Origin of the sequence: Pseudonocardia yuanmonensis (assembly GCF_039542425.1) — a bacterium.
GTDB classification, from domain to species: domain Bacteria; phylum Actinomycetota; class Actinomycetes; order Mycobacteriales; family Pseudonocardiaceae; genus Pseudonocardia; species Pseudonocardia yuanmonensis.
In genome coordinates this window covers 404,525-427,942 of record NZ_BAABIC010000001.1, presented here as the reverse complement: position 1 = coordinate 427,942, position 23,418 = coordinate 404,525, and the positions used below count along the sequence as shown (strand labels likewise).

Genomic DNA, 23,418 nt, shown 5'->3' with positions numbered 1-23,418 from the left:
GGATCAGAACCGGTTGACCACGTCCGTCACGAGCAGGGCGAGGAAGAGCACGGACGCGGCGCCGAGAAACAGGTTCGACAGCCACCCCGAGCGGCCCTGCCCGCTGATCCGCTTCGAGTTGAGCAGCAGCAGCAGCGTGATGGCCAGGAACGGCATGAAGACCGAGCCGAGCACGCCGTAGACGAGCGTCAGGCCGAAGGGTTTGTCGATGAAGAGCAGGGCCATCGGCGGGAGCGTCAGCCACAGCAGGTAGCCCCGGAAGGGCAGGGACCGCTCCGCCTCGCCGGAGGCGAACCGCTCGATGCTCGGGCCGGTCTCCGCCTCCTTGCCGTGCGGCATCCGGATCGCGCGGGTCCAGTCGGCGAACATGAACGACACGCCGTTCCACACGCCGAGCAGGGAGGTCGAGGTGACGGCCAGGAACCCGACCAGGAAGAGGATCCGGGCCCAGGCGCCGTAGCGCTCGTCGAGCGCGGTGCCCAGCACGAGCAGGCCGCTGTCGGACTCGGTGAGGTTCTGCCCGAACAACAGCGTGGAGCCGACGATCATCATCGCGATGACGAAGATGCCGGTCATGACGTAGCCGACGGCGTTGTCCAGCCGCATCATCGACAGCCAGCCGGTGCCCCGCCAGCCCTTGGCGAACATCCAGTAGCCGTAGGCGGCCATCGTGATGGTGCCGCCGACGCCGCCGATCAGGCCGAGGACGTAGATCGTCGAGCCCTCCGGCAGCCGCGGGACCAGCCCGGAGGCGAGGTTGCCCAGGTCGGGCGCGACCAGCACGGCGACGGCGACGACGGTGCAGAACTTGATCAGCACCAGCACCGTCATGAACTTCTCGAAGAAGGCGTAGCGCTGCGTCCACACCAGCGCCAGCCCGACGACGCCGGCGATCATCGCCCAGTACCGCACCGACAACCCGCCGAACAGGGCGTTGAGCGGCAGCCCGACCGCGGACATCGCCGTCGCGCCGTACACGAAGCCCCAGATGACGATGTAGACCCCGAAGAAGACGGTCGCCCACCGCCCGAGCCGCCGCCAGCCGTCGAGCAGGGTCGTGCCGGACGCCAGGTGCCAGCGCCCGACGCCCTCGCCCAGCGCGAGCTTGAGCACGGTGCCGAGGATCGCCGCCCAGAGCAGCACGGTGCCGAAGCGGGCGCCGGCGACCATCGTCGCCACGAGGTCGCCCGCGCCGACGCCGGTCGCGGCGGCGAGCAGGCCGGGGCCGACCTGGCGGACCTTGGCGCCGACGCCGACGGGTGGCGTGAGCTCCGCGGTCCGGTCGGTTCCCTGGTGTGTGCTCACGGCGACCTCCCGCTCGGCGACTGCGCTGACCCCGTACGGGGAACGGTAGGGATGTCCGCTCCGTCCCGCAGCGCCGGACGGGGGCGGTGCGTGCGCGGGCTCACCGATCGTGCCCGCGTGCAGACTGTAGGTTTCCGCCGTTACCGTCGTAGCGGGTTCAACGAGAGAGGCGAGAAGCGGCCGTGGCGAGCATCGAAGAGGTCAGGGACGGCATCGCGCAGGCCAACGACAAGGCCTCCGAGAGCATGGGCGCGCTGGACCAGGCGCGCTCGAGCATCGAGGAGGCCCAGCGGGCCCTGCAGCAGGTGACCGAGGGCAGCTCGCAGAGCGACGTCGAGCAGGCCAACGCGTACTACGCCGAGGCGGCCAGCAAGATCGACGACGTGCAGCAGGCCATCAACGCGGCGATCGAGGCGGCCGAGGGCGTCGCCGCCCGGCTGTAGCACCGGTGCCCGGCCGGAGGAGCACCCCGTGAGCATCGCCGAGCTGCGCGCCGCACTGGAGGGCGTCGGCGGCGCCACCGGTGAGGCCCGCGCCCACGCCGCGCGCGCCGCCGAGCGGCTGGGCGAGGCCGCCGCGCTGCTGGCCGAGCTCACCGAGCGCACCGGCGCGGACCTGCCGGTGGCGGCGATGCAGAAGGCGCGTGAGGAGGTCGACGAGCTGGTGGCGACGGTGGGCCTGGCGGGCGACGCGATCGCCGACCTGGGCGGTCGGCTCTAGCCGTGGCACCCGGGAGGAGGTCGCGGCGCGAGCGCGTCAGCGCCGCGTTCGACGCGTTCCACGCGGCCGTGGCGCGTGCGCTCGGCGCGGCCGAGCTGCAGCGCGAGGCGGCCGTCCGCGCGCAGGCCGAGGCCATGTTCGAGCTGTGGCTGCGCCGCGAGGGCGTCGCGGCCGTGCGGGCGGACCCGTCGATGGCGCCGGCGTTCCGGTCCGCCCTGCTCGCCGCGGCCGTCGAGCGGGCCGAGCGCGACCACCGCGCGGGGCTGTCGGGCTGGCTGCCGGACGGGCCGCGGGCGCTCGCCGACGTCGTGGCCGACGCCGCGCACGGGCCGGCAGGGGCGCGCGGGACCGCCTGGCTGGACGAGGTGGTCGGCGCCGCCGACCCCACGGCGTCGGGTCCGGAGCTGCTGCGCAACGAGGGCGTGAAGGACTACCCGGAGCTGTGGCGGATCGGCGCCGGGCACCTGGACATCGGGGACGCGTTCCCGGTCGCGGTGCCCCTGCTCGACGAGGCGCACCTGCGCATCGACTCGGTGCCGGAGTCCCGGCCCGCCGCCGAGGCCCTGGTCGAGCAGCTGCTCATGCGCATGCTCGCGTGCTTCCGGCCGGGGATCCTGACCGTCGACGTGTGGGACGTCGGCCAGTACGGGCTGATGCCCGCGCTCTACCCGCTCGCGCGCACCGGCCTGGTCACCTCGCACGACCCCAACCGCCTCGGCGACCTGCTCGACGAGCTGTCCGAGCGGATCCGCAAGGTGCACAGCCGGGTGCTCGTCGGCGGCTTCCCCTCGCTGCGGGCGCACGCCGCGCACGAGGGCCGGCGCAGCGAGCCGTGGGTCGTGGTGGTCCTGGCGGGCAACCGGACCGCGCTGCCCGAGGACCAGCAGCGGCAGCTGCAGCGGATCGCCCGCAGCGGCCTGGCCTGCGGCATCCACCTCGTGATGCTGGACGTCCCGGTGACGGTCGCCGCGACCGTCGAGACCGTGCGGTTCACCCGCGCGGGCGTGCGGTGCTCGATGACCGGCCCCCACGTGCGGGTGGACCCGGACCCCCCGTTGCCCCGCCAGCAGGTCACGGACGCGTGCAGCGCGATCAGCCGCGCGCACGAGGCCTGGCGGGCCAAGGTCTCCACCTTCGCCGACTTGCTGCCGCAGGACCGGGAGGGGACGCAGTCGTCGCGGTCCGGGGTCCGTGCCCCGATCGGCTTCACGGACGGCATGCACGTGGAGCTGGCGCTCGACGACGCCTCCCCGCACGCGTTGATCGGCGGTCCGAGCGGCTCGGGCAAGACCAACCTGCTGCTCGCCATGATCGGGTCGATGGCCGCGCGGTACGGGCCGGACGAGCTGCACTTCTACCTGCTGGACTTCAAGGAGGGCGTGTCCTTCGCCCAGTTCGCGCCCGGCCGGCGGGACGCGAGCTGGCTGCCGCACGCCCGGCTGATCGGGATCAACGTCAACACCGACCGCGAGTTCGGGCTGGCGCTGCTGCAGTTCCTCGCCGACGAGATGCGCCGGCGCGCCGAGGCGGCCAAGTCCTTCGAGGTGACCAAGCTCGAGGAGCTGCGCCGGGCGGATCCGCAGGGGCACTGGCCGCGGATCGTCGCGGTGGTCGACGAGTTCCAGTACCTGTTCGCGGAGAAGGACCAGGTCACCAGGCAGGCCACGGCGCTGCTCGAGGACGTCGCCCGGCGTGGCCGCTCGCAGGGCATCCACCTCGTGTTCGCCAGCCAGGACGTCTCCGGCATCGAGGCGTTCTGGGGTCGTCCCGCGATCTTCGAGCAGTTCGTGCTGCGGATCGCGCTGCCCCGGGCGCGGCGCGTGCTGGCCAACCTCAACGACGCCGCGCTCGCCCTGCCCCGCTGGCACGCGATCGTCAACCACGAGTCGGGGATCGGGCACGGCAACGAGATCGCGCGGATCCCCGACGCCGGCGCGGGGTCGGACCTCGACGAGGTGCAGCGTGCGGCGTACGAGCGCTACGCCGGCCCGCCGCCCCGGCTGTTCGACGGCGCCCGGTCACCCGCGGTCCGGGACCTGCTCGCCGGGCTGCCCGCGGGTGGAACGCCCCGGGCCCTGCTCGGGCAGGTGATCGACATGGCGGGCAGCGCCGCCGCCGTCGAGCTGCCGGACGCGCCGGGCCGCAACGTCGCCGTCCTCGCGTCGGCGTCGGGCGAGGGGTTGCGGGTCATGGGCGCCGCGGCGGCCTCGCTGGCCGCGACGGCGCCGCCGGAGGCCCGGTTCGTCGTCGCGCCGCTGGTCGGGGGGCTGCCGGCCGCGGCCCTGGCGGGGCGCGAGGTCGAGACGGTCGGGCTCGACGGGATCCGCGCCCGGATCGAGGACCTGGCGCGCGAGGTGAAGGAGCGGGTCGCGAGCGGGGACCGGCGGCCGGTGTTCGTGCTGCTGCTCGGCGCCGACACCGCCGATCCGCTGCTCGAGCGGTCCGGCACGGAGGCGCTGCGCACGGTCCTGCGGTTCGGGCCGGAGGTGGGCCTGCACGTGGTGGGGTGGTGGCGCTCGGCGACCCGGCTGCGGCAGCTGCTGACCCTGTCGGCCGGGGTCGACGACGTCGGTGCCTGGATCGGGCTGGACGTCCAGGGCTCCGAACTGGGGGCCCTCGCGCCGGGGCTGGGCACGACCTGGGCGCCGCGCCCGGGCCGGGGCCTGTTCTTCGACCGCGCCACGCACGCGCGGCCCGAGGTCGTGATCGTGCCGGGACCGCTGGAGGAGGGTGCATGAGCACCGCGGAGGAGCCGGAGTCCCCGGCCGTCGCGTACCGCCGGATCGCGAGCGGGATCGACTCCGTGGTCGGCGCCGTCCGCCGGCAGGACGAGGTCCGCGCGACCCGCCTGGAGGAGGCCCTGGGCCGCTTCGACGACCGCATGCAGCGGGCCGGGGAGCGTGCCGCCCTGACCCGGTTCTCCGTGGAACTGCACTGGGAGTCGGTGCTCGAGGCGCTGTGGGCGGAGCCGTGGATGACGGTCCGCCCCTTCCCCCGCCCGGACCTCGACGCCGACCCCGCGCGGCTCGACCGCTACCTGCGCGAGGTCGAGCAGACCTACACGGAGCTCCTGGACCTGGTCGCCCGCCGCCGCTTCGGCTTCCGCCGCTGAGGTCAGTCGTCCTCGTCGTCCCGGGCGAGGAAGGTGGCGAGGCGTTCGACGGCGTCCTCGTAGGCCGGGTGGGAGTCGACGAAGGCCCGGAGACGGGCGGCCAGCCACTCGACGCTGACCGCCTCGTCCCCTCGGCGTTCGACCAGTTCCTCGATGCCCCGGTCGGTGAAGTACATCGCCCTACGGGATCAGGCGAAGGCCTTGTCGATCAGCTCGCGCTGCTCGACCTCGTGCACCTTCGACGACCCGGCGGCCGGCGCGGCCATCCGGCGGCGGCTGACCCGCTTGAGGCGCGAGAGCCGCTCCGGCAGCTTGTCCGGCAGCTCGAGGCCCATGTGCGGCCAGGCGCCCTGGTTGGCCGGCTCCTCCTGGACCCAGCGGATGTCCCGGGCGTTCGGGTAGCGCTCCAGGATCGAGGCCAGCTGGCGGTCCGGCACCGGGTACAGCTGCTCGACGCGCACGATCGCCGTGTCGGTGATCTCGCGCTTCTGCCGCTGCTGGTGCAGCTCCCAGAAGATCTTGCCGCTGCACAGCAGGACCTTCTTGACCGAGGTGGCGGCGCCGTCCGCGGAGCGGAACTCCGGGTCGTCGATCACCGGGCGGAAGCGGCCGCCGGTGAAGTCCGAGATCGGCGAGACCACGGCCTTGTTCCGCAGCATCGACTTCGGGGTGAAGACGACGAGCGGGCGGCGGACGCCGTCGAGCGCGTGCCGGCGCAGCAGGTGGAAGTAGTTCGCCGGCTCGGAGGGCAGCGCGACCGTCATCGAGCCCTCGGCGCACAGCTGCAGGAACCGCTCGATGCGGCCGGAGCTGTGGTCCGGGCCCTGGCCCTCGAGGCCGTGCGGCAGCAGCAGCACGACGTCCGAGAACTGGCCCCACTTCGCCTCACCGGACGAGATGAACTCATCGATGATCGACTGGGCGCCGTTGACGAAGTCGCCGAACTGCGCCTCCCACATGACCAGCGCGTCCGGGTTGGCGACCGAGTAGCCGTACTCGAAGCCGACCGCCGCGAACTCCGACAGCGCCGAGTCGTAGGGCAGGAACCGGCCCTGGCCCTCGGCCAGGTTGCGCAGCGGGTAGTACTCCTCGCCGGTCTTCCGGTCGATGAGCACCGAGTGCCGCTGCACGAACGTGCCGCGCCGCGAGTCCTGGCCGGAGAGCCGGATCAGCTTGCCGTCCATCGCCAGCGAGCCGAAGGCGAGCAGCTCGCCGAAGGCCCAGTCGATGTCGCCCTCGCGGGACATCTTCTTGCGCTTGGCCAGCACCGGCTTGACGCGCTGGTGCGGGGTGAAGCCCTCGGGCAGCTGGTCGTGCACGTCGCCGACCCGGTGCACGACCTCGAGCGGGATCGAGGTGTCCAGGCCGGTCGGCACGAGCTGTTCCTTCTCGACCGAGGTGGAGACGGCCGGCGGGGTCTTCTCCAGCTCGCGGACCTCGTTGAACACGTGCTCGAGCTGGTTGGAGAAGTCCTTGAGCGCGTGCTCGGCCTCCTCCATGGTGATGTCGCCCCGGCCGATCAGGGACTCGGTGTAGATCTTGCGCACCGAGCGCTTGGCGTCGATCACGTCGTACATCGCCGGCTGGGTCATCGAGGGGTCGTCGCCCTCGTTGTGGCCGCGGCGGCGGTAGCAGATCATGTCGATCACGACGTCGTTGTTCCACCGCTGCCGGTACTCGACGGCCAGCTTGGCCACCCAGACGCAGGCCTCGGGGTCGTCGCCGTTCACATGGAAGACCGGCGCGCCGATCATCTTCGCCACGTCCGTGCAGTACTGCGACGAGCGCGAGTGCTCGGGCGCGGTGGTGAACCCGACCTGGTTGTTCACCACGACGTGCACGGTGCCGCCGGTGCGGTAGCCGCGCAGCAGGGCGAGGTTCAGGGTCTCCGCCACGACGCCCTGGCCGGCGAAGGCCGCGTCGCCGTGCATCATGATCGGCAGGACGGTGAAGCCGCCGTCGCCCTTGTCGAGCAGGTCCTGCTTGGCGCGGACGATGCCCTCGAGGACCGGGTCCACGGCCTCCAGGTGCGACGGGTTCGAGGCCAGCGACACGACCGTCTCGCCGTCGCCGAACATCCGGAAGTACTTGCCCTCGGCGCCCAGGTGGTACTTGACGTCGCCGGAGCCGTGCGCCTGGCCCGGGTCGAGGTTGCCCTCGAACTCGCGGAAGATCTGGCTGATCGGCTTGCCGACGATGTTGGCCAGCACGTTGAGCCGGCCGCGGTGCGGCATGCCGATGACGACCTCGTCGAGCTCGTTCTCGGCGGCCTTGTCCAGCACGGCGTCGAGCAGCGGGATGACGGTCTCGCCGCCCTCCAGCGAGAACCGCTTCTGCCCGACGTACTTGGTCTGCAGGAAGGTCTCGAACGCCTCGGCGGCGTTGAGCTTCGAGAGGATGTACTTCTGCTCGACGACCGAGGGCTTCTGGTGCGGCACCTCGATGCGCTCCTGCAGCCAGGCGCGCTGCTCGGGGTCGGCGATGTGCATGTACTCCGTGCCGACGGTGCGGCAGTAGGAGTCCCGCAGCAGGCCGAGGACGTCCCGCAGCTTCATGTGCGCCTCGCCGCCGAACCCGCCGACGGCGAAGTCGCGGTCGAGGTCCCACAGGGTCAGGCCGTGGGACAGCACGTCGAGGTCGGGGTGCCGGCGCTGGCGGTAGTTCAGCGGGTCCGTGTCGGCCATCAGGTGGCCGCGGGTGCGGTAGGACTCGATCAGCTCGAGGACGCGCGCGGTCTTGTCGACCTCGCCCTCGGGGAAGTCCTGCACCCAGCGGACCGGCTCGTACGGCACCCGCAGCGAGGTGAAGACGTCGTCGTAGAAGCCGTCGTCGCCCAGCAGCAGGCGGTGCACCCGGCGGAGGAAGTCGCCGGACTCGGCGCCCTGGATGATCCGGTGGTCGTAGGTCGAGGTCAACGTGATGATCTTGCTGACGCCGATCTGCGCGAGCCGCTCCTCGGAGGCGCCCTGGAACTCGGCCGGGTACTCCATGGCTCCCACGCCGATGATCGCGCCCTGCCCCTGCATCAACCGCGGCACCGAGTGGTTGGTGCCGAGGGTGCCCGGGTTGGTCAGCGAGATCGTGGTGCCCTGGAAGTCCTCGGCCTGCAGGCTGCCGGTGCGGGCCTTGTGGACCATGCCCTCGTAGGCGGACCAGAACTGCGCGAAGGACATCCGCTCGCAGCCCTTGATCGACACCACGACGAGCGAGCGCTGCCCGTTGCGGCCGGGCAGGTCGATCGCCAGGCCGAGGTTGACGTGCTCGGGCTGGACGACGGTGGGCTTGCCGTCCGTCTCGGCGAAGTGCCGGTTCATCACCGGGAAGTCCGCCAGCGCCTTCACCAGGGCGTAGCCGATGAGGTGGGTGAAGGAGATCTTGCCGCCGCGGGTGCGCTTGAGCTGGTTGTTGATGACGATGCGGTTGTCGGCGAGCAGCTTCGCCGGGACCGCGCGCACGCTCGTCGCCGTGGGCACGGCGAGCGAGGCGTTCATGTTCTTGACGACGGCGTTGGCCGCGCCGCGGATCGGCAGGACCTCGTCCCGGCTCTCGGCGGCGGGCTTGGCGGCCTTCGAGGTGGTGCCGGCGGCCGGCTTGGCGGCGGTGGCGGAGCCGTTGCTCGCGGCGCGGTCGCCGGCGCGGCGGACCTCGGTCGGCTCGGCGGGACTGGTGGTGGGTGTGCTGGCGGGGGGCACGTCCTGCTTTCCGGTGCGAGAGGAGCCGTTGGTGGTGGGGGCGGTGCGGTCGGGGGCCGCGGCGGGGTCGGCGTCCGTGGCGCCCGGCGAGGAGTCGGTGGTGGTGGCGGTCCTCGCCGCGGCGGCGGCGTCGCGGTCGGCCTGCTGGGCCTCCGCGCGCTCGGCCTCGCCCTGCGCGGTCGGGCTGTCCTCGGCGGGCGCGGCGCCGGACAGCGAGCCGCCGGTCTTGTAGTCGGCGAAGAAGTCGTGCCAGGCCGGGTCGACGGTCGAGGGGTCCTCGAGGAACCGCTGGTACATCTCTTCGACGAGCCACTCGTTCGGGCCGAACTGGTTGGCCCCGAATTCGCCGGTATGGCCGGTCGTACTGCTGGTGGACACGCGCTCTCAACCGCCTTGGTTCGCTTGAAGCTCTTCAGTCGCCGATGACCGCCCTCCCAGGGTAGTCCTCCCGGGGAGGGTGCCGGTACGGCGCTGTGACGTCCGTCCGACGGGTGCCCGTCCGGCCCGGTCAGAAAACCGGGAGGGCGCCGATCGCGGGCACCACGGCGGTGCGCACGGAGGTCTCCGCGATCACCGTGCCCTCGACCAGCCCGCACGAGGAGTCGCGCCGCAGGGTGTCCCGCTCGCCGGCGTACTGCCCGTCGACCGGGTCGACGAGCAGCTCGGTGCGGGTGGGCCCGGCGTCGTGCACCAGGGCGAGGCAGAGGTTGCCGTCGAGGTCCTTGACCTCGTCGACGAGCGAGACGGCCGGGAGCTCGAGCAGCGCGGCGTAGAGCGGCGCGCGCAGGTCGGCCGGGACCGAGCACGTGCGCAGCGCGTCGACGGCGCTGCGGAAGGGGCCGGTGTAGGTGCGCCGCGGCGGCGCGTCCGCCAGCAGCCGGGCGAGCAGCTCGCCGGGCTCGCGGGGCAGCAGGGCCAGGAACTCCGGGGTGGGCGTGGCCCAGTTCCCCGCGGGCCGGGTCGGGGTGGTGTCGTGCAGCTCGGCGTAGAAGTCGCCGTACTTGGCGCGGAACCGGCCGGTGGGCCAGGCGTCCCGCAGGTCGAACCCGGCCTCGTCGGCCTTCTCGCCGGAGCCGGCGAGCCAGGTGATCCGCCCGGTGAGCTCCCGGTCGAGCAGCCAGTCCGCGTCCTGGACGGCCGGCGTCCACTGCTGGAGCAGGTGCTCGGACAGGTGCACGTGCACCGGCTCGGCCGGGTCGGGGCCCATGAACGTGCCCATCCACCACGCGTGCGTCGCGATGTACCGGTACTGGTCCGGTTCCATCGGTTCGTCGGACGTGCGCACGGGCAGGTCGGGCACCACGCAGCTCCCGGGGGTCGGCAGGTTCACCCGGCATTGTGGAACGGGCCCGACACGGCCCGTGACGCCACCCCCGGTTCGCGTGACCGCGGGCTGGTCAGCGGTGGCTCAGGGCAGCCACTCCCGCACCTGGGCGAGGATCTTGGGTGCGTCGTTCGTGATCGGGTTGACCTGCAGGTGCGTGACGCCGACCTCGTGCAGCGCCGCGATCCGCTCCTTGACGAACGAGGGCGGGCCGATGAGCGTCGACCGGTCGATGAACTCGTCGGGCAGCGCGGCCGCCGCCTCCTCCTTGCGCCCGTCGAGGTACAGGTCCTGGACGAGCCGCGCCGCGTCCGGCCAGCCCTGGCGCTGCATCACGGTGTTGTAGAAGTTCTTCCCGCGCGCGCCCATGCCGCCGACGTAGAGCGCGAACATCGCCCGCGCAGCCTGCCGGGCCGGCTCCCACATCTCCTCCTCGATCGCGAGGAAGCCGCCGCCGGTCATCTGCAGCGGCCCGAGCTCGGGCGAGCGCTTGGCCAGACCTGCGGCCAGCGGCTCGCCGAACGCCTGCTGCATCCGCTCGGGGACGACGGCGTGCGGCAGCCAGCCCTCGGCGAGCTCGGCCGTCATCTCGACGTTCTTGTCGCCCAGCGCCGCGATCCAGATCGGGATGTCCGGCCGCCGCGGGTGGTTGATCAGCTTGAGCGGCTTGCCGAGCCCGGTGCCCCGGCCCTCGGGGACCGGGATCGTGTAGATGCCCTCGTGCTCGATGCGCTCGCGCCGCCAGACGGCCCGGCAGATCTCGATGACCTCCCGGGTCCGCCCGATCGGCTTGTCGAACGGCACGCCGTGGAAGCCCTCGATCACCTGCGGCCCCGAGGTGCCGAGCCCGAGGATCGCCCGGCCGCCGGACAGCGCGTCGAGGCCCGCGGCGGTCATCGCCGTGAGCGTCGGGGTGCGGCTGTAGATCGGCAGGATCCCCGAGCCGATCTCGATCCGCTCCGTGCGGGCGGCGAGGTAGCCCATGAGGGACACCGCGTCGAAGCTGTAGGCCTCGGCGACCCACACGACGTCGAGCCCGACCTTCTCGAGCTCGACGATGCGGGCCGCGCCCGCCACCGGGTCGTCGCTGTACGGCAGCTGGGTCGAGAGCTTCACGACAGTGAGACTGTCACATCAGCGCCCGGGTTCACACCGTCCGGCGCTCCCGTCCCGCCCAGAAGGGGGCCCGCAGGTCCTTCTTGAGGATCTTGCCGGTGGGGTTGCGGGGCAGCTCCGTCACGACGTCCAAGCCCTTGGGGCACTTGTACGAGGCCAGGTGCTCGCGGCAGTACGCGAGCACGGCCTCCTCGTCGAGCTCCGTCCCGGCCGCCGCGACGACGACCGCCCGGGGCACCTCGCCCCACCGCTCGTCCGGCACGCCGATCACCGCCACGTCGGCGATCCCCGGGTACTCGGCCAGCACGCGCTCGATCTCGGCCGGGTACACGTTCTCCCCGCCGCTGACGATCATGTCCTTGACCCGGTCGGTCACGTAGACGTAGCCGTCGGCGTCGAGGTGGCCGCCGTCGCCGGAGCGCAGCCAGCCGTCGGGCGTGATCGCGGCCGCGGTGGCCTCGGGCTGCTGCCAGTACCCCTTCATCAGCTGTGCGGTGCGGACCCAGATCTCGCCGGGCTCGCCGGTCGGCACCGGCTCGCCGGTGGCGGGGTCGCGGACCTCGATCTCGACGCCGTGGATCGGCGTGCCGGCCGACACCAGCCGGTGCGCCACGGACGGGTCCTCGTGGTCGGCGGCTCCGAGCGCGGTGACCACGCCGCACGCCTCGGTCATGCCGTAGACCTGGTGCATCCGGCCGGGGAACAGCGGCAGGCAGGCCCGCATGACCGGCAGCGGTATCGGCGACGCCCCGTAGGAGAGCACCTCGATCGCGGAGAGGTCCCGCTCGGCGACGCCCGGTACCTGGGCGACCGCGGCGAGCAGCGCGGGGACCAGGAAGGTGTGCGTGATCCGCTCGCCCTCCAGTTGCTCGACGACCGCGGCCGGGTCGGGGACGCGCAGCATCACCATCCGGGCGCCGAAGTGGATCGCGAGCAGCGCGTAGCTCGTGCCGCCGACGTGGAACAGCGGCATCGCCACCTGGACGACGGCGTCGTGGTCCACCTCGAAGGTCTCGGCCACGTTCGACGAGTGGGCCAGCATCGCCCGGTGGGTGAGCATCACGCCCTTCGGGAACCCGGTCGTGCCGGACGTGTAGAGCTGTACGAAGCAGGCGTCCGGATCGACCTCGGCCGGGCCCTGCTCGGGTTCGTGGGCGGCGAGCCAGGCCTCGTACTCGTCGTCCGGCCCGCCGACCCGCACCAGGCGGCGCAGCGTCGGCGCCTTGTCCCGCACCGCCTCGGCCGCCTGCGCGAACTCCGGCCCGACCAGCAGCAACGCGGCGCCGGCGTCGTTGAGCACGTAGACGATCTCCGGCGGCGCCAGCCGGAAGTTGACGACGGCGTTGGCCGCCCCGATCCGCGCGCAGGCCAGGGTCATCTCCAGGCAGGAGGGGTGGTTCAGGTCGAGCACGGCGACCCGGTCGCCGGCGCCGACGCCCTCGGCCCGCAGCGCGGCGGCCAGCCGGCGCACCCGCTCGTCGAGCTCGGCCCAGGTCCGGCGCACCTCGGCGAACCGCAGCGCCTCGGCGTCGGGCCGCTCGGCGGCCCAGCGCGCGAGCAGGCCCGGGACGTCCGTCGGGGCTCCTGCGGGGGCGGCGGGTCGGTCGGGGGACAGCGTCATCGGTGCTCCTGCGGGACGGGGTTGCGGGGCGTGAGGTGGATCACGGCGGCCGTCACTCTAGCGTCGGGACAACCCGGAATCGAGGGACGAACGGTACGGCCGCACCCCAGGGCCCGACGTGCGGGAACCGGGGGCAGGATGGGGTCCGGCAGGCGTGAGGAGAGGTGTGGGACGCGAACCCGACGGCAGCGGCCGGATCGAGGTGACCGGCCTGGCCAAGCGGTTCGGCACGGTCGAGGCCGTGCGCGGGCTGTCGTTCACGGTCGGGCCGGGCGCGGTGACCGGCTTCCTGGGCCCCAACGGCTCGGGCAAGACGACGACGCTGCGCGCGATCCTCGGGCTGGTCACCCCGACCGCCGGCTCGGCGGTGGTCGAGGGTGCGCCGTACGCCGAGCTGGCGGCGCCGGGCCGGGTGGTCGGCGCGATGCTGGAGGCGCAGGGCGTCCACCCCGGCCGCAGCGCCCGCCGGCACCTGCAGGTGTGCGCCTCGGCGATCGGGGTCGGGGAGGAGCGGGTCGGCGAGGTGCTCGCGCTCGTCGGGCTCGTCGACGCCGCCGACCGGCCCGCGGGCGGCTTCTCGCTCGGGATGGCCCAGCGGCTCGCCCTGGCCGCCGCGCTGCTCGGCGACCCGCGGATCCTCGTCCTCGACGAGCCGGGCAACGGCCTCGACCCGCAGGGCATCGCCTGGCTGCGGGAGTTCCTGCGCGGCTTCGCGCGCTCCGGGCGGACCGTGCTCGTGTCCAGCCACCAGCTCGCGGAGATCGCGCAGACCGCGGACCGGCTCGTGGTGATCTCCTCGGGCACCTGCGTCTACCAGGGCGCGGCCGACGGGCTGCAGGGCCGGCCCGCGGTCCGGGTCCGCTGCTCCGATCCCGTCCGGCTGGCCGAGGCGCTCGCCGCCCGGGGGGTGCTGGAGATCGACCACGTCGCCGACGGCGGGCTCGCCGTCGCCGCCGACGCGGTGCTCGTCGGCGACACCGCGCTCGCCGCCGGGGTCGCGGTCTACGGGCTGACCGAGGAGCGCGCGGACCTCGAGGCGATGTTCCTGCGGCTGACCGGGGGAGGCGTGGCATGAGGGCCGACCTGCTGCCCGGCACCGGCGTCCTGCGGGCCGAGGCGCTCAAGGCGCTGTCGGTGCGCACCTGGTGGGCGCTCGCGATCCCGGTGGGCCTGCTCGCGGTGATGGTCAACCTCTTCGGCGGGCTGTTCAGCTCGGCCGTCGCCGGGGTCGCCGGCGACGACGGCATCCCCGGGATCCTGCTGGCCTCGCTGGCCTACGCGCTGTCGCTGAGCACGGTCTTCGCCGCGCTGCACGGCGTGGTCCTGGCCACCGCGGAGTTCCGGCACCGCACCGTGAGCACGACCTACCTGCTGGCCGGGCGGGTGCCGACCCTGCTGGCGAAGGCCGCCGTGGCGGCCGGCGTCGGGGCCGCGTACGCGCTGCTCGCGATCGTGCTCGGGCTGCTGGCCGGGCTGCTGGGGCAGGGGGCGGCGCCGCTGCCGTCCGTCGGCGGGATCGTGTCGCTGAGCGGCGCCGGGATCCTCGTGTGCGCGTTGTGGTCGGTCCTCGGGGTCGCGCTCGGGACCCTGGTCGTCAACCAGGCGGGCGCGGTCGTGGCGCTGCTCGTCTACGTGCTGGCGGCCGAGAACCTGGTCTCGCTGGTCCTGCGGTCGGGCACCGAGGAGGGGGAGGCGCCGGGCGCGGCCGCCCGGGTCACCTCGCTCCTGCCGGCCAACGCCGGGGACGTCGCCCTCTACGACCTGCCCGCCCGCGAGCTCGGCGGCCGGTACGCGCCGTCGGTCGTGGAGGGGCTCGCCGGAGTCGCCGCGCCGCCGCCGGGCTGGGGCGCGCTGCTCGTGCTCGTCGTGTGGACCGGGGCGGGCCTGGCGGTCGCGTGGGTGGTCGGCGGGCGCCGCGACGTGACCTGAGACCCACGCCGACCAGGGCGGACGTCGTCGGGCGGCGGAGTGTCGGACCCGCGTCCTAACCTGGATCCGTGCCCGACCCGCTCCCCACCACCCCGCCCGACCAGGGCACCCGGCCCACCGGATGGCTGCGCCGGCTCACCCGCGAGTGCCTGCGGCACCGCGGGGTCACGATCGGCGCGCTCGTCGCGTCGGTGCTCGGGGTCAGCCTCGACGCGGCGGGTCCGCTGCTCACCCGGGTCGCGGTCGACGACGCGGTGCGGGGCGTCACGGACGTGCTGCTCCCGATCGTGCTGGCGATCCTGGGGCTGGCGGTCGTCCGCTTCACCGCCTCCTTCCTGCGCCGCTACCTGGCCGGGCGGATGGCGCTCGACGTGCAGCACGACCTGCGCCGCCAGGTGTTCGCCGCCGTCCAGCGGCTCGACGGGCGCCGGCAGGACGCGCTGCGCACCGGCCAGGTCGCCTCGCGGGCGATCACCGACCTGCAGCAGGTGCAGTCGCTGCTGTCGATGGTGCCGCTCGCCGCGGGCACGGTCGCGCTGGTGGTCGCCTCGGTCGCCGCGATGCTGTGGCTGTCCCCGCTGCTCACCGTCGTGTCGCTGATCATGCTGCCGCTCGCGGCCTACATCACCAGCCGCACGCGGCGCTCGCTCTTCCCGGCCACCTGGTCGGCGCAGCAGCGCGCGGCGGACGTGGCGCAGCAGGTCGAGGAGACCGTCACCGGCGTCCGCGTGGTCAAGGGCTTCGGCCAGGAGACCCGCGAGGTCGGCACCCTCGAGGGGCTGGCCCGGCGGCTGTTCGGCGAGCGGATGCGTGCCGCGCGGATGACGGCCCGGCTCAACCCGGTGCTCCTCGCGCTGCCCACGCTCGGCCAGGTCGCGGTGATCGGCATCGGCGGCCTGATGGCGTTGCGCGGATCGATCTCGCTGGGCACCTTCCTGGCCTTCACCACCTACGTCGCCCAGCTCGTCGGGCCGGCCCGGCTGGTCGGCTCGCTGGTCGTCAGCGCGCAGCTGGCGCGGGCCGGCGTCGAGCGGGTGTACGACCTGGTCGACGCGGAGCCGGACGTGCAGGACCCGCCCGCACCGAAGGCGCTGCCCGCCGGCCCGGTCGGGGTGGAGCTCGACGGGGTGCGGTTCGGCTACGAGCCCGGCCGGCCGGTGCTCGACGGGGTGTCCCTGCGCGCCGAGCCGGGGGAGACCCTCGCCGTGGTCGGCACCGCGGGCTCCGGCAAGTCCACGGTCGCGTTGCTGCTGCCGCGCTTCTACGACCCGTGGGACGGGGCGGTGCGGATCGGCGGCGTCGACGTCCGGGAGCTGCGGCTGCGGGACCTGCGCGCCGAGCTGGGCGTGGTGTTCGAGGAGGCCTTCCTCTTCTCCGACACCATCCGCGCCAACATCGCCTACGGCCGGCCGGACGCGAGCGAGGAGGAGATCCGGGCCGCCGCGGCGGCGGCGCAGGTCGCCGCGTTCGTCGAGGCGCTGCCCGAGGGCTACGACACGCAGGTCGGCGAGCGCGGGCTCACGCTCTCCGGCGGCCAGCGGCAGCGGATCGCGCTGGCCCGCGCGCTGCTCACCGATCCCCGCGTCCTGGTGCTCGACGACGCGACCTCCGCCGTCGACACCACCACCGAGTCGGCGATCCACGAGGCCCTGCGCGAGCTCACCGCGGGGCGGACCACGATCCTCGTCGCCCACCGGCGCTCCACCCTCGCCCTCGCCGACCGGATCGCGGTGCTCGAGGCCGGCCGGGTCGTCGACGTCGGCACCGAGGACGAGCTGCGCGGGCGGTGCGCGCTGTTCCGCGAGCTGCTGGCCACGGGGGCGGAGGCGGCCGCCGACGTCGACGGGGACCCGGCCGCGGACGGCCTCGCCGCCCCGGATCCGGAGCTCGAGGCGGTCCCCCTGCCGGCGGCCGCGCCGGCGGTGGCGGTGCCGACCGGCGGCGTCACCCCCGAGCTGTGGGCGGCGGCCCCGGTCACCGAGGTGGAGTCGGACCGGGCGGTGCGCGCCGCGGCGGCGCAGGCGGGCACGGGCTCGGGCGGCCCGCCCGGCCGGTCGGGGCCGGGCGCGTCGGGCATGGTCGGCGGGATCGCCGCCACCCCGGAGCTCCTCGAGGCCGTCGCGAAGCTGAGACCCGCGACCGAGACCCCGCGGCTGGGCGGGGTGGACCCGACCGCGCCGGACCCGGGCTTCCGCCTGGCCCGCCTGCTCGGGCCGGTGCGGTGGACGCTCGCGCTGGGCATGACCCTCGTCGCACTCGACGCGCTGGCCACCCTGGCCTTCCCGTCCGTCGCCCGGTTCGCGGTCGACGGCGGCATCACCGCGGGCTCCACGCGGATCCTGCTGATCGCGACGCTGATCGGGATCGGGATCGTGCTGGCCGACGCCGTGGTGGTCGCGTTCCAGACCGTCGTCACCGCGCGGGCCGGCGAGAGCCTGCTCTACCTGCTGCGCACCCGCAGCTACGCGCACCTGCAGCGGCTCGGGCTGGACTACTACGAGCGGGAGCTGTCCGGGCGGATCATGACCCGGATGACCACGGACGTCGACGCGTTGTCGACGTTCCTGCAGACCGGGCTCGCCCAGGCCGTGGTCAGCCTGCTCACCCTCGTCGGCGTGGCGGTCGCGCTGCTGGTCACCGACGCGGAGCTGGCCCTGGTGGCGCTCGCGGTGCTGCCGGTCCTGCTCGTGGCCACCGTGGTGTTCCGGCGGTTGTCGTCCCGGGCGTACGCGGAGGCGCGGGAGCGGGTCAGCGTCGTCAACGCGGACATGCAGGAGAACGTGACCGGCGTGCGGGTGGCGCAGGCGTTCGTCCGGGAGGAGCGCAGCGCCGAGGCGTTCGGCGCGCGCAGCGACGCCTACCGGCGCACCCGCATCCGTGCCCAGCGCTACATCGCGACCTACTTCCCCGGCGTCGCCTTCCTGTCGGACGTCGCGCAGGCCGCGGTGCTCGGCGTCGGCGCCGCACGGGTGGCCGCGGGCGACCTCACGCCCGGCGTGCTCACCGCGTTCCTGCTCTACCTCGGGCTGTTCTTCTCCCCGGTGCAGCAGCTGTCCCAGGTGTTCGACGGCTACCAGCAGGCCCGCATCGGCCTGCTGCGCATCGCGGACCTGCTGCGCACCCCGACCTCGGTGCCGGCCGCGCCCGAGTCGGACGCGGCCGCAGTCCCCGGGCGGCTGGGGGGCGAGGTGGAGCTGCGCGGGGTCACCTTCCGCTACCCGGGCGTCGAGCGGCCGGCGCTCGCCGAGGTGGACCTGCGGGTGCGCCCCGGCGAGACGATCGCGCTGGTCGGCGCCACCGGCGCGGGCAAGTCGACCATGGTCAAGCTGCTCGCGCGGTTCTACGACGTCGGCGAGGGCGCCCTGCTCGTCGACGGGGTCGACGTGCGGCGCTACCCGCTCGAGGGGTACCGCCGCCGGCTCGGGTTCGTGCCGCAGGAGCCGCACCTGTTCACCGGGGACGTCGCGGCCAACATCGCCTACGGCCGGCCGGACGCCACCGAGGCGGAGATCGAGGCGGCGGCCCGGGCCGTCGGCGCGCTGGAGATGATCCGCGCGTTGCCGAACGGGTTCCGGACCGCCGTGGGCGAGCGCGGGCAGGGGCTGTCCGCGGGGCAGCGCCAGCTCGTCGCGCTCGCCCGCGCCGAGCTCGTCGACCCGGACCTGCTGATCTTCGACGAGGCCACCGCGGCGCTCGACCCGGCCACGGAGGCGGCGGTGCTCGCGGCCGGCGACCGGCTGACCGCGCGTCGCACCGCGTTCGTCGTGGCGCACCGGCTGGCCACGGCGGCGGCGTCGGACCGGATCGTCGTGCTGCACGGCGGGCGGATCGTCGAGGAGGGGCCGCACGCCGAGCTGCTCGCGGCGGACGGTCGGTACGCCGCGCTGTGGCGTGCCGGGGAGCTGGAGCCCGCGGCCGACGCCGAGATCGAGGACCTGTCCGCCGTCCGCTCGGCCTGAGGGACCGTGCGGCACGCGTAACGGACGGCCCCTCGCCGTCCGATTCCCACGGTGGGTGAGTCCTGCGGCGCGCTCGGTACGCGGTTCGCCGCTTTCCTGCCCGAAATCGGGCAGGAATTTGGCGTTCCGAGGGTCGATCGGGCACAGTTTCGGCCGTGCCCGCCGCCCCGGACCGTTCGACGCGCCCCGACGCGTACGCCGGCCCGCACCCGGACCTCGTGGACCACCTGGTCCGCAGCACCGCGCTCGGCCCGGGCGAGGCCGCCCGCGTCGTCGACGAGGTGCTCGCCTACTTCGCGGAGTCGACCGAGGACTTCGTGCGGCGGCGGCACGCCGAGCTCCGCACCCGCGGGCTCCGCAACGACCGGATCTTCACCGAGATCCGGGACGAGCTCGACGCGCGACGCGTGGCGCCCCCGCCGCTGTCCGCGCGTCAGCTCCGGCGGCTGGTCTACGGCTGAGCCGTCGGCGAGAAGCGAGGAGGAACACCACTGTGTGCGGCATCGTGGGTTACGTGGGCGCGCAGGACGCGGCGCCCATCCTGATCGAGGGCCTCAACCGGCTCGAGTACCGCGGCTACGACTCGGCGGGCGTCGCCGTGATCCAGCGCGGCCAGCTCAAGGTGCGCAAGGTCAGCGGCCGGGTCGCCGACCTGCAGGCGGAGCTGCCCGCGCGCTTCAAGGGCGCCCCGGGCATCGGGCACACGCGCTGGGCCACGCACGGCGAGCCCACCGTCGAGAACGCCCACCCGCACGTCGACACCGCGGGCCGCATCGCCGTGGTGCACAACGGGATCATCGAGAACGCCGAGGAGCTGCGGGCCAAGCTGCAGGCCAACGGCGTCGAGTTCGTCTCGCAGACCGACACCGAGACCGTCGCCCACCTGGTCGCCGCGGCCTTCGCGACCGGTGGCGCCGAGGACCTCGAGCAGGCCGTCTGCATCGCCCTGCGCCAGGTCGTCGGGGCCTACGGCATCGCCGTCGTCGACACCGAGCACGCCGACCGGATCGTCGTCGCGCGCAACGGCTCGCCCGTGCTGCTCGGCATCGGCGAGAAGGAGATGTTCGTTGCGAGCGACGTCGCCGCGCTGGTCGGGCACACCCGCCAGGTCGTCTACCTCGACGACGGCGAGCTCGCCACCATCACCGCCGGCGGCTACCGGACCTTCACCCTCGACGCCCGCTCCACCGCGAAGACCCCGTCGGAGGTGGACTGGGACGTCGTCGGCGCCGAGATCGGCGACCACGCCCACTTCCTGGTCAAGGAGATCGCCGAGCAGCCGCGCTCGATCGAGCGGGCGCTCCGCGGGCGCCTCGACGAGCGCTTCAACACCGCTCACCTCGGCGGGCTCAACCTCACCGTCCGCGAGGCCCGCGAGTTCCGCCGCGTCAAGATCCTCGGCTGCGGCTCGGCCTGCTACGCCGGCGACCTCGGCGCTCAGTTGATCGAGGACCTCGCCCGGATGCCCGCGACGTCGGAGTCGGCGTCGGAGTTCCGGTACCGCAACCCGGTCGTCGAGCCGGACACGCTCTACGTCGCGGTCAGCCAGTCCGGCGAGACCGTCGACACCCTCGCCGCGGTGCAGGAGCTGCAGCGCAAGGGCGGCCGGGTGATCGGCATCGTCAACGTCGTCGGCTCGACGATCGCGCGCCAGGTCGACGGCGGCATCTACATCCACGCCGGCCCGGAGATGTCGGTCGCCGCGACCAAGTCCTTCACCTCGACGGTCGTGGCGTTCGCGCTGCTCGCGGTGCACCTGGGCCGCATGCGGGACCTCGCGCCGACCGAGGGCCGTCGGATCCTCGACGGGCTCGTCGCCCTGCCCGGCCAGATCGAGGAGATCCTCGACACGGAGAAGCGCACGGGCACGATCGAGGCGGTCGCGCGGGAGATCGCGCAACACCACAGCGTGCTGTTCATCGGCCGCCGCCGCGGCTGGCCGGTCGCGAAGGAGGGCGCGCAGAAGCTCAAGGAGGTCTCCTACGTGCACGCGGAGGCCTACGCCAGCGCCGAGCTCAAGCACGGCCCGCTCGCCCTGGTCAGCCCGGAGCTGCCGACCGTCGCCTGCGTGCCGGACGACGACCTGTACGAGAAGAACGTCTCGACCCTCGCCGAGATCCGCGCCCGCAAGGGTCCGGTGATCGCGCTGGCGCACCGCGAGCTCGCCACCGAGCTCGCCGACCGCACCGTCGTGCTGCCCCGCAGCGAGCCCGAGCTCGACCCGATCCTGATGTCGGTGCCGCTCCAGCTCCTCGCCTACCACGCGGCGGTGGCGCTGGAGCGGGACGTCGACCGCCCGCGCAACCTCGCGAAGTCCGTGACGGTGGAGTAGTCGCTCGCTTCACGTGCGCCCCGCTCGGTCGTCGAGCGGGGCGCACTGTCGTCTCGTGGATCTGCCGCCGTCATACGTGCGCAGGTCAGGGCTGTTGTGGCGGCACCTTTGCAATGCTTGCGGATTCGCGTGCGCGAGCGTGGTCGGGGGTTCGCCCATCCTCATGATCGCTGTTCGTGGCCGGTTCTCGACGATTCCGGTGGCTCGGCGGCCACACACGACGATCTTGGTAAGCCTGCCCGCCGGCCAGACACGACGATCGTGGTCAACCTGCCCGCCGGCCCTCGCTCCGACAGGAGTGTCGTGGCGGGACCTCTGCAATGCTCGCGCATCCGCGTGCGGGGAAGAGTCCGCGGCGCTCAGGGGGCGGTGCCCCGCGGCGCTCAGGGGGCGGTGCCCCGCGGCGCTCAGGGGGCGGTGCCCCGCGGCGCTCAGGGGGCGGTGCCCCGCGGCGCCCAGGGGGTGGTGCCCCGCTCCAGCCGGCTGAGCCGGGCTCGGATGTCCTCGAGGATCGTCCGGACCGGCGCCGACAGCCCCGACGTCGCCTGCTGGCTCCTCGTGAACGCCACCCCGGCCACGGCCGACGCGACCGCGATCCGCAGCCGCTCGAGGTTCGCACCGGTCGACCCGAGGGCGCGGCGGACGGCGTCGTCCTCCGGGCCGGCGGCCAGGCCGAGGAGCAGGTGCTCGCAGCCGATGTAGTCGTGCTCGAGGCGGAGCGCCTCGGTGGTCGACCGCTCGAGCGCGGCGGCCAGGTCGGTGCCCTCACCGAGACCGCGGGCCTCGGCGAGGACGTCCGGCGGCTCGACGTCGAGGGTCGCCAGCACGGTCAGGGCGAGGTTCCCGCCCTCCTCGACGACGGCGGCGAGCAGGTCGACCGTGGTCGGCCGGTCCTTCTCCAGCGCGGTCCGCACCACCGTGCGTGCCCGCGCGGTGAACCTGTTCCAGCCCGGCGTTCCGCTCATGTCCGCTCCTCCGGCCGGGGGAGCGCCACCCGCCGCCGCGACCGCCTCCGCCAGCGCCTGCTGGCACACCGACGACACCGGGATCCCGGCCTCCTTCACGGCGGCGGCCAGGTCGTCGGGCAGGTAGACGTTGATCTTCGGCACGGGCTGCTCCCTCTGTGGGGTTATAACCCCACTTATAACCCCTTCACGGCTCGCGAACAAGGACGCACCTTCCGTCGCGTTCCGGCGACGGTCGGTAACACCTCGAGGACGGCGAACGAGCCCGGAGGAGTCGAGGGGACGGAGGGGTCGTGGTCCAGGTCAGCGACATCCAGGCACAGACCATCAGCGCCGCCGCCGCGGCCCACCTGCGGACGAACGCCCCGCTCGTCGTTCCCGACGCCGTGCTGACGGAGGAGTACGCCGCTGCTGTCAACGACCTGCTCGCGGCGCGGATCCGACCGTTCCTGGACGGCCTCCGCGCACAGTTGGACCTGGCAGTGCGGGAGGAGACGATCGGCGGGACCCGGATCGTGGTGATCGAGCCGCGCAAGGTCCGGCGGAACCGGAAGGGTGTCGCCGGCGTCTTCGCCCATGGCGGCGGGTTCGCACTGCTGAGCGGGCACGACTACAACGCGTACCGGATGGCGCACGATCTCGGGATCGTCGTCTACTCCGTGGACTACAGCCTCAGTCCGAAGGCCCGGTTCCCGGTGGCGTTCGAGGAGACGCAGCGGGCCTACCAGGCGGTGACGAGGCGGCACCGGACCGTGGTGGTGGCGGGGTCCTCGGCGGGTGCGAACCTCCTGATCGGGACGGTGAGGGCCGCTGCCCGAGGGCGTCGGCCCGCGGCCGCAGGATTCTTCGCCCCTGCCGCCGACCTCCGCGGGATCGGCGACAGCTACGTGTCCAACGACGGCCGTGACCCCCTGCTCACCCGGGACACCGCCGAGAAGCTGTGGGCCGCCTACCGTGGCACCGCGTCCGCGGTCGACCCGCAGGTCTCGCCCCTCCTCGCCGACTTCAGCGGCGGCTTCGTCCCGACGACGATCACGACCGGAACGCGGGACCTGCTGCAGAGCGACGCCGTCCGGTTCACCCGTGTGCTGCGTCAGGCCGGTGTGCCGGTCCGGCTGCGGGTGTGGGAGGGGATGTGGCACGCGTTCGAGAGCGTGCCGGGGCTCCCCGAGGGTGACGAGTGCATGGCCGAGGTCTTCGGGTTCCTCGACCGCCATCTGTGAGCAGGCCGTCCTGCGGGCGCGTTCGGCACCACCTCGACGAGCAGCCGTTCAGCCGTCCGCCGTGCCGCAGCACCGGCTCCGTCGAGCCCGGGCGGTGAGCGGGCGTTGCGCGGGCGGCAA

At 73.7% G+C, this 23,418-nt stretch carries 17 protein-coding genes; 10 read left to right on the top strand and 7 right to left on the bottom strand.

Going from position 1 to position 23,418, the window contains the following annotated elements; genetic code table 11:
• Nucleotides 1–3: 3 nt before the first annotated feature.
• Complete coding sequence (locus ABD990_RS01905; protein WP_345377866.1) at nt 4–1,305, bottom strand: Nramp family divalent metal transporter; 1,302 nt, start codon at nt 1,303–1,305, stop codon at nt 4–6.
• A gap of 182 nt (nt 1,306–1,487) precedes the next feature.
• On the opposite strand from ABD990_RS01905, the gene ABD990_RS01900 reads away from it, so the two are divergent.
• Genes ABD990_RS01900 through ABD990_RS01885 form a run of 4 tightly spaced genes read left to right on the top strand, consistent with a single transcriptional unit; the run spans nt 1,488 to nt 5,137 of the window.
• On the top strand, nt 1,488–1,748 hold the full coding sequence (locus ABD990_RS01900) for a hypothetical protein (RefSeq protein ID WP_037053182.1): 261 nt from the start codon (nt 1,488–1,490) through the stop codon (nt 1,746–1,748).
• A 28-nt stretch (nt 1,749–1,776) separates the two neighbouring features.
• Nucleotides 1,777–2,025: a hypothetical protein gene (locus ABD990_RS01895; RefSeq protein WP_345377865.1), complete on the top strand. Its 249-nt coding sequence runs from the start codon at nt 1,777–1,779 to the stop codon at nt 2,023–2,025.
• Nucleotides 2,026–2,027: 2 nt separating this feature from the next.
• Nucleotides 2,028–4,763: an FtsK/SpoIIIE domain-containing protein gene (locus ABD990_RS01890; RefSeq protein WP_345377864.1), complete on the top strand. Its 2,736-nt coding sequence runs from the start codon at nt 2,028–2,030 to the stop codon at nt 4,761–4,763.
• On the top strand, nt 4,760–5,137 hold the full coding sequence (locus ABD990_RS01885) for a hypothetical protein (protein ID WP_345377863.1): 378 nt from the start codon (nt 4,760–4,762) through the stop codon (nt 5,135–5,137). Before ABD990_RS01890 ends, ABD990_RS01885 begins: the two co-directional genes overlap by 4 nt.
• 2 nt (nt 5,138–5,139) lie before the next feature.
• Here ABD990_RS01885 and ABD990_RS01880 read toward each other — a convergent pair whose 3' ends face one another.
• From ABD990_RS01880 to ABD990_RS01860, 5 genes are all read right to left on the bottom strand, one after another.
• Complete coding sequence (locus tag ABD990_RS01880) at nt 5,140–5,313, bottom strand: DUF6104 family protein (protein WP_197040876.1); 174 nt, start codon at nt 5,311–5,313, stop codon at nt 5,140–5,142.
• 12 nt (nt 5,314–5,325) lie between these two features.
• Entirely contained in the window at nt 5,326–9,207 is a 3,882-nt protein-coding gene (locus tag ABD990_RS01875; protein ID WP_345377862.1) for a multifunctional oxoglutarate decarboxylase/oxoglutarate dehydrogenase thiamine pyrophosphate-binding subunit/dihydrolipoyllysine-residue succinyltransferase subunit, read from the bottom strand.
• Between the two features lie 130 nt (nt 9,208–9,337).
• Nucleotides 9,338–10,159, bottom strand: a complete 822-nt coding sequence (locus ABD990_RS01870; protein ID WP_345377861.1) for a hypothetical protein — start codon at nt 10,157–10,159, stop codon at nt 9,338–9,340.
• 78 nt (nt 10,160–10,237) lie between these two features.
• Nucleotides 10,238–11,269 carry an LLM class F420-dependent oxidoreductase gene (locus tag ABD990_RS01865; RefSeq protein WP_345377860.1) on the bottom strand — a complete coding sequence of 344 codons (1,032 nt, stop codon included), beginning with the start codon at nt 11,267–11,269 and terminating at the stop codon, nt 10,238–10,240.
• Between the two features lie 31 nt (nt 11,270–11,300).
• Nucleotides 11,301–12,890 carry a long-chain-fatty-acid--CoA ligase gene (locus ABD990_RS01860; RefSeq protein WP_345377859.1) on the bottom strand — a complete coding sequence of 530 codons (1,590 nt, stop codon included), beginning with the start codon at nt 12,888–12,890 and terminating at the stop codon, nt 11,301–11,303.
• Nucleotides 12,891–13,056: 166 nt separating this feature from the next.
• On the opposite strand from ABD990_RS01860, the gene ABD990_RS01855 reads away from it, so the two are divergent.
• The 5 genes from ABD990_RS01855 (at nt 13,057) to glmS (ending at nt 21,110) form a co-directional block, all read left to right on the top strand.
• On the top strand, nt 13,057–13,965 hold the full coding sequence (locus ABD990_RS01855; protein ID WP_345377858.1) for an ATP-binding cassette domain-containing protein: 909 nt from the start codon (nt 13,057–13,059) through the stop codon (nt 13,963–13,965).
• Nucleotides 13,962–14,819, top strand: coding sequence for a hypothetical protein (locus ABD990_RS01850; protein ID WP_345377857.1), 858 nt, complete (start codon nt 13,962–13,964; stop codon nt 14,817–14,819). The genes ABD990_RS01855 and ABD990_RS01850 overlap by 4 nt, the downstream gene beginning before the upstream one ends.
• Before the next feature lie 68 nt (nt 14,820–14,887).
• Nucleotides 14,888–18,778 carry an ABC transporter ATP-binding protein gene (locus tag ABD990_RS01845; RefSeq protein ID WP_345377856.1) on the top strand — a complete coding sequence of 1,297 codons (3,891 nt, stop codon included), beginning with the start codon at nt 14,888–14,890 and terminating at the stop codon, nt 18,776–18,778.
• Between the two features lie 155 nt (nt 18,779–18,933).
• The gene (locus ABD990_RS01840) at nt 18,934–19,239 is read left to right on the top strand and encodes a hypothetical protein (RefSeq protein WP_345377855.1); all 306 of its coding nucleotides are present in this window, start codon (nt 18,934–18,936) and stop codon (nt 19,237–19,239) included.
• A 32-nt stretch (nt 19,240–19,271) separates the two neighbouring features.
• Nucleotides 19,272–21,110, top strand: coding sequence for a glutamine--fructose-6-phosphate transaminase (isomerizing) (glmS, locus tag ABD990_RS01835; RefSeq protein ID WP_345377854.1), 1,839 nt, complete (start codon nt 19,272–19,274; stop codon nt 21,108–21,110).
• A 431-nt stretch (nt 21,111–21,541) separates the two neighbouring features.
• On the opposite strand, the gene ABD990_RS01830 is transcribed toward glmS, so the two are convergent.
• Nucleotides 21,542–22,219 (bottom strand): Clp protease N-terminal domain-containing protein, encoded by a 678-nt coding sequence (locus tag ABD990_RS01830; RefSeq protein ID WP_345377853.1) that lies wholly within the window; start codon nt 22,217–22,219, stop codon nt 21,542–21,544.
• A 149-nt stretch (nt 22,220–22,368) separates the two neighbouring features.
• On the opposite strand from ABD990_RS01830, the gene ABD990_RS01825 reads away from it, so the two are divergent.
• Complete coding sequence (locus tag ABD990_RS01825; RefSeq protein ID WP_345377852.1) at nt 22,369–23,298, top strand: alpha/beta hydrolase fold domain-containing protein; 930 nt, start codon at nt 22,369–22,371, stop codon at nt 23,296–23,298.
• Nucleotides 23,299–23,418 lie beyond the last annotated feature (120 nt).